Here is an 11,338-nt window from a genome sequence, read left to right as displayed (position 1 = left end):
GGTTAGAGCGCCGCCCTGTCACGGCGGAGGTCGTGGGTTCGAGTCCCATTCGGGTCGCTTGCACTGCTAGTGCATATGCCGGCATGGCGGAACTGGCAGACGCACAGGACTTAAAATCCTGCGGGACTAACCTCCCGTACCGGTTCGATTCCGGTTGCCGGCATGAAAGAAAAGCTCCGAATTCTTACAGAAGATGAGAATTCGGAGCTTTTTGTATACCTTTACAAAGTAAAATGGATATGTGCTGGATTTGGATGCGGAATGCGTGAATGGAAAAATTTTGTAGAATCAGCTGTGCAGGGAAGCGGACGAAAAACATATAAGGTGAATAAAGGTTTTGATAAATAGACAGAAAATTCTGAATTTAAAAAAGCGCTTGCATTACCCAGTGATGTGTGCTATTATAATCAGGCAGTCAGGAAACAGTACTTGCGAATGACTGAGATGTGGGCGTAGCTCAGCTGGATAGAGCGTTTGGCTACGGACCAAAAGGTCGGGGGTTCGAATCCTCTCGCCCACGCTGAAGAAAAAGGAATTCTGAGAAATCAGAGTTCCTTTTTTCATTTTGTGGAGTTATAATCAGAATTAAGGTAACAAAACAACGGAAAGTGTGTATTGTTATTTTCACAGGAATTTGCTATATAATATAGGCAGAGTGTTATGAGGGTATAAAATATTGAATTTTTGCGATCGGGAGGAAGGCATTATGGCGCATAAGATACTGACAATCGGCAGAAAGCTGGGCAGCGGTGGCCGCGAGCTGGGGGAACGTGTGGCAGAAAGCCTGGGAATCCCGTTTTTTGATCAGAACCTGATTTCCATGGCGGCAGAGCGCGGCGATCTGGCGGAGTCCTATCTGGCACGATTTGATGAGAAAAAGCACAATCCCTGGATGTACGAAATGGTTACCGGGGGCAATAAGCATGTGCCCAAGGGAACGTCCCTGCAGGAAGCTCTGTTTAAGCTTCAGGGCGACGTCATCCGCCATATTTCCAAAAAGACTGACGCAGTGATCATCGGACGCTGCGCGGATTATATCCTCAGAGAGCGGACGGATGCCAGGGTCTTAAGCGTCTTTGTGACCGCGCCCATGGAGGAATGTATCCGGCGGAAGATGGAGCAGAAGAATATCACGGAAAAAGAGGCGGAAGCCCTGATTAAAAAGGTCAACAAGGATCGCAGAAAATACTACGAATTCCATACAGGAAAGGACTGGAGCGCCCCGGACAGCTACGATATCTATCTGGACAGCAGCAGACAGTCCATGGAAGAAATGACAGAAGTTCTCGTAAAACAGTTTAACGAGCTATAGGCAGAGGAGCATTCTATTATGGAAGAAAAGAAACAGAAAAAAAATCCCATGGTGAAGATCGCGACCTTCATCGTGGATAAGCGCAACCTGTTTTTCCTGATTTACATTGCGGCGCTTATCTTCAGTGTTTTCGCGAAATCCTGGGTAAAGGTCGACAATGAGCTGACCGATTATCTGCCGGAGACCACCGAAACCCGGCAGGGCCTGGATATTATGGATAAGAATTTCATTACCTATGGAACCTCGCGTATCATGATTTCCAATATTACATATCCCCAGGCGGAGGCCCTGGTGGACCAGATGGAGGCCATCAAGGGCGTAGATCAGGTGGAATTTGATGATTCCGAGGATCATTTCAAGGGAACCAGCGCCCTGTATTCCATTACCTACACGGACGAGGCTGAGAGTGATGTGAGTGTGCAGGCTCTGAATGATATCAGGACACTGCTATCGGATTATGATGTGTCCGTGGCCGGCGAGGTGGGCAATGACATGTCTGTGACCCTGGCCCAGGAGATTAACGTGATCATGGCCATCGTTATCGTGATCATTATTATCGTACTGTTGATCACATCACAGACCTACGCGGAGATTCCGGTGCTTCTTATGACCTTCGGCGCGGCTATCCTGCTGAATCAGGGAACGAACTTCGTGTTTGGCGAGATTTCCTTCGTCAGCAATTCCGTTTGTTCGATCCTGCAGTTAGGCTTGTCTATTGACTATGCGATTATCATGTGCCATCGGTTCAGTGAGGAGCGGGAGAACCTGGAACCCAGAGAGGCCTGCATTACGGCTCTGAGTAAGGCCATCATTGAGATTTCATCCAGTTCCCTGACCACCATGTCAGGTCTTTTAGCCATGATGTTTATGCATTTCCAGATTGGCTTCGACCTGGGCCGCGTGCTGATTAAGGCGGTTATCTTCAGTATGATCGTGGTATTTACCCTGATGCCCGGTCTTCTGATGCTTTTCAGCAAATGGATTGACCGGACCCACCACAGGAAGTTTATCCCGGATATCTATGGCTGGGGTAAGATTATTACGAAAATCTATCCGCTGCTGATGCCGATTTTCGTGGTGGCCATCGTTTTCGGCTGCTATTTTTCCAATAAATGCCCTTATGTATTCAGCCAGAACAACATCGATACGCTGAATCAGAGTGAGACCCAGCTGGAGGAGAAGAAGATCAAAGCGACCTTCGGCGATACGAATATCATGGCGCTGATTGTTCCGTCCGGACATTATGATAAGGAAAAGGCTGTGCTGGAGGAATTGGAGACATATGACGAGGTAGATTACACCACAGGCCTGTCCAATATCGAAGTGTCCATGGATGACGACAGCAGCTCTGAAAAATCAGATTCCTATATGCTGACGGATTCCCTGACGCCCCGGCAGTTCGCCGAGCTGGCGGATATGGATATCGAACAGGCGCGGATTATCTATTCGGCCTATGCGGTGGACAATGAGGAGTACGGCCACATCATCAACAATCTGGACGGCTACGGTGTGCCGCTGATCGACATGTTCCTGTTTGCCTACGAACATCTGGATTATGTAAACCTGGACCAGGATCAGGTGGATAAGCTGGACGATCTGCACGATCAGCTGATCAAGGGTCAGGATCAGCTCCAGAGCGATAAATATACCAGAATGCTGATTAGCCTGAACTTGCCGGAGGAAAATGATGAGACCTTTGAGTTCTTAAGCACCATCCGAAAGGTGGCGCAGAAGCATTACGGCGAGGACGCGGAGATCTATCTGGTCGGTAACTCCACCAGCGACTACGACCTGTCCAGCAGCTTCAGCCAGGATAACCTGATGATCAGTATCCTGTCGGCACTGTTCGTTATTATCGTACTGCTATTTACTTTTAAGTCAGTGGGTATGCCGATTCTGTTGATTATCGTCATCCAGGGAAGTATCTGGATCAACTTCTCAGTGCCTTATCTGACCGGTACCCCGCTGTTCTTCTTGGGATACCTGGTAGTAAGCTCCATTCAGATGGGCGCGAACATCGACTACGCGATTGTTATCGCGAACCGTTATACGGAGCTGAAAAAGGAAATGTCGATAAAAGAGGCCATTATCACGACTCTGAATCAGGCGTTTCCGACTATCATCACCTCCGGAGCCATCCTGGCGACTGCGGGCGTATTGATTGCGCTGATTACGACGAACCCGGCCATCTATGGCATCGGCGTGTGCCTGGGCCGTGGTACTATCATTTCCATGATTCTCGTTATGGCCATCCTGCCGGCCATCCTGATTCTGGGCGATAAGATTCTGGAACGCACCAGCTTCAATATCAAATACCCGGAGCGCACCCACAATGTCAGCGGCAAGGTTCATGTGGACGGCCGTGTGCGCGGTTATATCTCCGGACAGATTGACGCGGAGATTCACGGCGTGGTAGACGGAGATATTGACGCAGTGGTGGATGTGAAGCAGATTAAGAAGCTGGACGAAGAGGAGGACGAAGAAGATGACTGGTAAAATGAGACATGCGGGGGGCATTCTTCTGGCGGCTGCCATGACGCTGTCAGTTACCTTTTCTGGTGGAAATATCGTTTATGCGGATGGGGATACCATCACGATTTCCGGTGTGGAGGATCTGGAGAGGCTTGCGAAAAACTGTAAATTGGATACCTGGTCCCAGGGAAAGACAGTGGTGCTGGCCGGGGATCTGGATCTGGCGGATTCGGATTTTAAGTCCATTCCCACCTTTGGCGGAACCTTCGACGGCGGCGGACACACCATTTCCGGCCTGACCTTTGACGGGGACGGTTCCAACGAGGGCTTTTTCCGATATGTGCAGGAAAGTGCAACAGTAAAAAATTTACATATAGAGGGAACCCTGACGCCCACCGGTACCAAGAAAAATATCGGCGGCGTGGCAGGCAGCAACAGCGGACAGATTCTGTCCTGTACCTTCAACGGAACCATTGACGCCCAGACCAATGTGGGCGGTATCGCGGGTATCAATGAGGAGAGCGGATCCATCTATAACTCATCTGCTTCCGGCAGCATCACCGGAACCCACAGCACCGGTGGCGTCGTGGGCCGGAACCTGGGGCAGATCATCAACTGCTCCAACGAGGCGGACGTTAATACCGGCGAGCATGAGGAAGGCGCGACGCTGGAGGATCTGAACCTGGATACGAACCTGAAACAGCTCTCCGACAGTGATGGAAAGAGCGACATTGTAAATACCACCACGGATACCGGCGGTATCTGCGGTTACTCTTCCGGTGTGGTGCAGAACAGCACCAACGAAGGACACATCGGCTATCCCCATATCGGTTACAATGTGGGCGGCGTGGCTGGACGTTCCGCGGGATATTTAAGCGGTAACCGGAACTACGGTTACGTAGAAGGCCGTAAGGACGTGGGCGGCATCACCGGACAGATGGCGCCGGACCTGACCCTGCGCTTTGACACAGATAAGATTGAGGAACTGCGCGGAGAAATCAATAAGCTGGGAGACCTGGTGGACGCGGCCCTTGATCATGTGGATGATTCCCGGTCTGGTATTTCCGATCGGATGAATAAGATTTCTGATTATACGGATGACGCTAAGAGCAGCGCCAAATCTCTGACCAATAAGACTACAGACTGGGCCGACAGCAACCTGGAAAAGGTCAATAAGTCGGAGGCAGCCATTAAGGCCGGCGTACAGGATGCAAAGGAGGCCCTGACCCAGCTTTCCAATGTGGCCGAAAGTGTCAATGAAGAGATTCAGAGAATCAACGCGATTCTGGATACCCTCAACAGCCCGGAGCATGCGGACGAGGTAAACAGCATCAAGGAGTCCATGAGCACGGCTTCCGATAAGCTGGCCAGCGCCTCAAAGAAAGCTTCCGACGCCCTGAACCAGTACCAGACAGATCAGAATCTGTCCAATCTGATCAACGGGCTGACCGATGCGGCAAATGACCTGAAAGAAGGCATGAATGCGCTGAACGACGCGCAGAATAAGCTGAATGACCTGCTGCAGGATCCGGATATTCAGGACAAGACGCAGGAAGCGCTGGACGGTCTGAAAACCATGAACTCTGAAATTGAGGAAGCACTGAACGCCATGAAGGCGGCTCTGGATAAGCTGGGTGCGGATGTGTCAGGTATGGACCTGTCTTTTAATCAGCTGGGCGACGATTTCCGGGCGGACGGCGATCGTCTCTACGCGGCGGTAGGCGGTATTTCCGAGCAGCTTGGAAAGCTGGGTGATCAGATTTCCGATATGACGGGAGATATGATCGACGACTTCCAGGGCATTAACGCCCAGTTCAATAAGGTGATGAACACCATGGTGGATCTGGTGACAGACGTCACAGACACCGGCGATTCCATCGAGGATAAAATTGTAGACGTATCAGATGAACAGATAGAGAAAACCACCCGGGGCAAGGCCTACGGCTGTCAGAACTTTGGTGAGATTGAGGGCGATGTAAACGTGGGCGGCATCGCCGGTTCCATGGCCATCGAATACGATACAGACCCGGAGGACGATATTACCAAGCTGGGCAATAACAGCCTGAGCTTTACGCTGGAGACCAAAGCCATCATCCAGAGCTGCGTCAATAAGGGTGAAGTGACGTCCAAGAAGGACAATGCGGGCGGCGTCGTCGGCAACATGGCCCTGGGTCTGGTGACAGACAGCGAGGGATACGGCAGTATCTTAAGCACCAACGGCAGCTATGTGGGCGGTATCGCGGGCTATTCCGACTCCGTCATCCGCCGTTCTTATGCAAAATGCACCCTGGAGGGCGGTGACTATGTGGGCGGTATCGCAGGCTGGGGTAACGATATCCGAGACTGCTACAGCCTCATCGAGGTAACAAAGGCAGATGAGTACATCGGAACCATCGCGGGCGATGTGGATGAAGACGGCGAGCTGTCCGGCAACTACTTCGTAGGCGACGCCTACGGGGCTGTAGACGACATCAGCTACGGCGGCAAAGCGGAGCCTATGGAATTCGCGGAGCTGGCGGCGAAGGCTGAGATTCCCACCGATTTCAAGAGCTTCGAGCTGCGGTTCGTGGCGGACGACGAAGTCCTGAAAACGGTACCCTTCGAGTACGGAGCGGATCTGTCCGACGTGGAGTACCCGGAGATCCCGAAAAAGGACGGATACAATGGAAAATGGGAAGAGGCTGATCTGTCCGATATGACCTTCTCCAAAGACCTGAACGTCCTGTACACCACCGAATCCACAGCGGTAGCCAGCGATCAGATGCGTGACCTGGCACACTCTACCTTACTGGCAGAGGGAACCTTCAGCCTGGACGCCAAGCTGGTGCTGGTGGAAGCTGAGGAAGATGTAAGCAATGTACCTACCAGGGGCATCGTGCTGGAGCAGTGGACTTCCACGTTACGTGATCCGGTTCTGACTGACGGCACCTCCTACAAGCTTCGTTTCATTGCGCCTGAGATGAAAGGCAAACCGGGATTGTACAGACTGAATGCAGATGGCAGCTGGAAGAAGATTTCCTATCAGAAGGACGGCAGCTATCTGGTATTTGATGCGGACAGCACCGAGAACACCTTCTGCGTGACCGAGGAGCCGGGCGGAGCGCTGATGTATATTCTACTTGGCGCGGCCGTGATAATTCTGTTAATTCTGCTGATTGTAATCAAGAGGCTGAAGAAAAAGAGAAAAGCGCGGAAGGCAGCGAAAGAGCAGCCAGAGGAGAATTTCGAAGGCGTGGAAGGGGAAGCGCCGGACGAAAGCGCGGAGCCGGAAAAACCGACGGAAAATGTGGACACTGCGACAGAGACGGAAGAATAAGTTGACAGAAAATACAGGGATAGGCTATGATATAGGCACTGAACAGACAACAGAGTTGCCAGAGAAAGGCAGAGGTAGAGTATGGACAGAAATGAATTTGTAAGCACACTGCGCGCCGCCCTGACCGGGGCAGTCTCCCCGGCCATTGTGGAAGATAACGTGCGCTATTATCAGAACTATATATCCCAGGAAATCGCGTCCGGGAAAAGCGAAAAAGAGATACTGGATGGTCTTGGCGATCCCAGGCTGATCGCCAGAACCATCATAGATACACAGGGGGATGGCAGCTATGAAAGCAGTCAGACCTATACCTACTATGACGACGAGCCGGAAGAGCAGAAGGGCTTCCACGCCGAAATCAACGACGAAGGCGGCATAGACATCAAATATAAGAAGTTCAACTTTAACACCTGGTACGGCAAACTCCTGGTGGCCGTAGTCATCATCGCAGTGATTGTCCTGATCGGCGCCATCATCGGCGGCATTCTGTCCTTGGTACTGCCGTTCCTGATACCGGTGGTGATAGTGCTGCTTTTGGTGCGGCTGATTATGATGATTTTCGGTGGCTGGTAAAAAACCAGAATCTGGAAAAATAATTTACGTCATACCTGCCATACTAGAAGTGTAAATCAAAAGCATTTCACAAGGAGGCAGAAACCATGGCAAACTACACCGACAATATGAACAACAGCGAGAGCAAAAGCTATACCGACATGAACAATGCCAAGAGCTCCGCAAAAAGCACCACCAGTAAAAACAGCGCAAAGTCCAAAAGCTCCGCCAAGAGCAGCAAGAACGCAAAGAGCGGGTCCGAGGACTGCAACTACTAAGTCCGACTACGAAACAATCGAATCGCCCGCTCTGCTTTGCAGAGCCGGGCGATTTTCACGTGAAGCCAAATGCAGAAACTCTCTACTCCAAAAAGAAATCCGAATACCTCTCCAACAGATAATCCGTAGCTTTCCTCTCATCCATTCCCCGGATCTCCGCAAGAAACGCCCCGATCTTCAGCTTCCGTCTGGAGGTAGAAAATCCCAGATGATTCAACAATTCAAAATCCGTCTCCGTCAGATAAAAATGCAGTTTCACACAGGAATAGCCCAGCGAATCCAGCATTGTGGAGATACGGTTCGAAAACACAATCAAAAAATCGTAATCCAGCTTTTCCAGCAGATACAACTCATTGATATTGATCACATCCAGAAGCTCCACATCCACCCGGAACTTCATGCGTTCCATGAAAAAATCAATCTTCTCAATCGAAGAATTGGTCACGATCACCAGCTTCTTCCGATTGCGTCCAGCCAGCTTGTTGCGATTGGTAAACTTCCGGAAAATCAGGGTCAGAGAAGCAATCTGAAAATGACTCAGCCGGGTCTGATAAGTTTCCTCATAGTCAGAGATAGCGCTGCTTAGAATATCATAGAGCCGGTGATACTGCTCTTTTGTTTCCTCCAGCTTATTATCATAAAAAGAAAAATGATAGGTATTTCGTATCAGCGATTTATGGAGATACGCATATACCTCTTCATAAATAAAACGGTCGTCACAAATCCGGGTAATGATATTATTCTGGACTTTCCGTACCAGTTCCCTGGTGATGGCAAAAAGGTGCTCATTTACCGGAGGCATGACCCGTGTGCTGAAATCCAGGGAGGAAATCAGATGATTGACAAAGGTATTTTCCGCAGTGCGCTTCATCAGATGATAATCCTGTACCGGAACGGGCAGCTCCCGGGAAGTCTCCAGCGGATGCCCGAAATGCTGACGGAAATACGCGCAGGACAGATAAATATACAGGAACTTCACAGACGCATAGGAAATTCGAAAATGGCAGGTCTCAATAAGCTGCATTAACTGAGTTCGTACCGTCTGGATCTCTGCGTCAGCCTGAATCAGAAAATATTCAGCAATCATGGTCTGCAGCGGATGATTGGCCAGACGCCGGGTGAGCTGAAAATCCTGTCCAACCTCCAGATAGCGGGACAGAATACTGGTGACGCAGATACGAAAGGTCAGTTCATCTCCCACAATCCGAACGCCGGTTTTCGGAACCACTTCCGTGCCGAGATTCTGCGTTTTCAACCATTCCGACAGGGCGCGGCTATCTTTTTTCTTAGTCGAAGGGCTGAAATGAAGCGTCTCATATAAATGAGACATATTTAAGGCCGGATTAAAAAAGGCATAGATAACCATAATATCCAGACGCTCATTCTGGGAGGGCACATAATCCTCCAGGGTCAGAGATTGAATAAATGCCAGATATTCCGGATAGGTCATCTGAAAAACAGCCTGATTGTTGCTGATGAGAATCTGTTGTGCAGGCGCCAGATATTCATTGACCGCAGCGATGCTCCGCTTCACGGACGCAATACTTTTGCCTGAAAGCCGGCTGCATTTTTCCAGAGACAGCGTCTGCTTTTCCTGGATAAAAGCGCAGGTCTGTAAATCGTAAGAATGAATACTCATAGTTCATTTCCCCCATATAGCCGTATTATAGCAGATCTTTCGGCTTAAGGGTCATATTTTGTAATTTTTTCAGGTCGAAAGGTGACCTTGAAGAGAAAACGTACAAGGGCTATAGTATAATTAATCTTTGGCCAAAGGATGCAGAAAAATAAGAGGATGAGTAATTGTTAAGAATTCAGGAGGGTTATGATGAGCAAGAAAAAAGCGGGAAGCTTTAAAGACGGAATCCAGACCTTTGGACGTTCACTGCTGCTTCCGATTGCACTTTTAGCACCGATTGGTATGGTTATGGGTATCTGCAGCGCTTTGGGGCAGAGCTACATGATTGAGAAATTTCCGATTCTGGACGCAGCCGTATTGAAACTGATTATCAGTGGAGCGAAGGATATTACCAGTATTATTTTCAACAATATTCCGATTCTGTTTGCCATGGGCGTAGCGCAGGGAATGGCAAAGAAGGAAAAGGGAATCGCTGTATTCGCATCTGTCGTCGGATATCTGACGCTGAATACGGTCATGAATGTATTCCTGAAAAATACGGGTACGCTGGCAGACGCCGACACCATGGCGCAGGTAGGCCAGGGTATGGTGCTGGGCGTACAGACACTGAAGACTGAGGCTCTGGGCGGATTGATTTCCGGTCTGGTGGCTGCCAAGGTAGCAGATAAGTTTTACAATCTGGAGCTGCCGCTGGCCTTCGCCTTCTTTGGAGGAAAGAAATCCATTCCGATTATTACGTTTGTATGTATGATCCCGATTGGCCTGGTGCTGCCGATTATATGGAGCCTGTTAATCAGCTTCCTGATCAGCATTTCCTTTATCTTTACCACCAACTACATCGGAAGCGGTATTTACTATATGCTGCACAGGGCGCTGATTCCCTTTGGACTGCATCATGTACTGGCAGCGGTTGTCCGCTTTACAGAGGCAGGCGGAACTTATCTTATCAATGGCACAGAGTATGTAGGTATCCTTCCGGCAGTCAATGAGATTTTATTTAACCTGGGTCCGGACAGTCCCTACTGGGCAGAGCTGATGCCGAAGCTGACCAGCTACCTGGGAGGTTCTCAGATGCTGACTACACTGTTCCGTATCCCGGCCATTGGTCTGGCGATGTACCATACTTCATATCTGAAGAACCGCAAGATGTGCAAGGGCGTCATCATGACCTGTGTACTGACTGCTTTCCTTGGAAATATCACTGAGCCGCTGGAGTTCTCATTCCTGTTCATTTCTCCGCAGCTTTTTGCAGTATACTGCGTACTGTGCGGCCTGATGACCATTCCTTATCAGTTCCTGCACATCAGCATCGGATACATCCGCGGAACGATCTTCGACTTTGGAATCTTCGGTCTGATGTATGAGAACACCCATTGGCTGAACCTGATTCTGCTGGGTATCGTAAACTTTGTAATTTTCTACTTTGTATTTAAATTCTTCATCAGAAAATGGAACCTGGAGACGCCGGGACGGGAGTCCTTCGAAATTGAGGAGTCCGCAAGCACCTTACTGAAGGAGAAAAACTGGCCGGAAATCGCCCGCATCGTAGTCGAGAATCTGGGCGGCTCGGAGAATATCGTACATGTGGAGAATTGTGTATCCCGACTTCGTATCGATTTGAAGGATCCGGAGCAGGTCAATCAGACAGGTCTTCGTGATTCCGGCTGCGCAGGTATCTTTTTCCCGTCCAAGAATAATATTCACGTGGTATTCGGACCGCACGTGGAATTTGTAAGAAATGCCGTTGATAAATTGCTGAAGGGATAAGA

Annotated in this window: 7 protein-coding genes and 2 tRNA genes; 8 read left to right on the top strand and 1 reads right to left on the bottom strand. The window is 49.8% G+C overall.

Annotated features, from left to right (window positions below):
- The first annotated feature begins 77 nt into the window (after positions 1 to 77).
- The 7 genes from ACTRC3_RS07610 (at position 78) to ACTRC3_RS07580 (ending at position 7,930) form a co-directional block, all read left to right on the top strand.
- A tRNA-Leu gene (locus ACTRC3_RS07610) sits at positions 78 to 163 on the top strand.
- A gap of 283 nt (positions 164 to 446) precedes the next feature.
- A tRNA-Arg gene (locus tag ACTRC3_RS07605) sits at positions 447 to 520 on the top strand.
- Positions 521 to 706: 186 nt separating this feature from the next.
- On the top strand, positions 707 to 1,312 hold the full coding sequence (locus tag ACTRC3_RS07600; RefSeq protein WP_440322648.1) for an AAA family ATPase: 606 nt from the start codon (positions 707 to 709) through the stop codon (positions 1,310 to 1,312).
- An 18-nt stretch (positions 1,313 to 1,330) separates the two neighbouring features.
- Positions 1,331 to 3,808, top strand: a complete 2,478-nt coding sequence (locus tag ACTRC3_RS07595; RefSeq protein ID WP_440322647.1) for an efflux RND transporter permease subunit — start codon at positions 1,331 to 1,333, stop codon at positions 3,806 to 3,808.
- Positions 3,798 to 7,100: a coiled-coil domain-containing protein gene (locus ACTRC3_RS07590; protein WP_440322646.1), complete on the top strand. Its 3,303-nt coding sequence runs from the start codon at positions 3,798 to 3,800 to the stop codon at positions 7,098 to 7,100. The genes ACTRC3_RS07595 and ACTRC3_RS07590 overlap by 11 nt, the downstream gene beginning before the upstream one ends.
- Before the next feature lie 81 nt (positions 7,101 to 7,181).
- Positions 7,182 to 7,673, top strand: a complete 492-nt coding sequence (locus ACTRC3_RS07585) for a DUF1700 domain-containing protein (RefSeq protein ID WP_440322645.1) — start codon at positions 7,182 to 7,184, stop codon at positions 7,671 to 7,673.
- A gap of 86 nt (positions 7,674 to 7,759) precedes the next feature.
- Positions 7,760 to 7,930, top strand: a complete 171-nt coding sequence (locus ACTRC3_RS07580; RefSeq protein WP_262670582.1) for a hypothetical protein — start codon at positions 7,760 to 7,762, stop codon at positions 7,928 to 7,930.
- Between the two features lie 82 nt (positions 7,931 to 8,012).
- On the opposite strand, the gene ACTRC3_RS07575 is transcribed toward ACTRC3_RS07580, so the two are convergent.
- Positions 8,013 to 9,569 carry a helix-turn-helix domain-containing protein gene (locus ACTRC3_RS07575; RefSeq protein ID WP_440322644.1) on the bottom strand — a complete coding sequence of 519 codons (1,557 nt, stop codon included), beginning with the start codon at positions 9,567 to 9,569 and terminating at the stop codon, positions 8,013 to 8,015.
- A 189-nt stretch (positions 9,570 to 9,758) separates the two neighbouring features.
- Between ACTRC3_RS07575 and ACTRC3_RS07570 the strand changes: the two genes are divergently transcribed.
- Positions 9,759 to 11,336 (top strand): PTS transporter subunit EIIC, encoded by a 1,578-nt coding sequence (locus tag ACTRC3_RS07570; protein ID WP_440322643.1) that lies wholly within the window; start codon positions 9,759 to 9,761, stop codon positions 11,334 to 11,336.
- Positions 11,337 to 11,338 lie beyond the last annotated feature (2 nt).

This window comes from Laedolimicola sp., from assembly GCF_051972735.1.
Lineage (GTDB): Bacteria > Bacillota > Clostridia > Lachnospirales > Lachnospiraceae > Laedolimicola > Laedolimicola intestinihominis.
The sequence above is the reverse complement of the archived record's forward strand: the minus strand, read 5'-3'. Positions and strand labels throughout refer to the sequence as shown.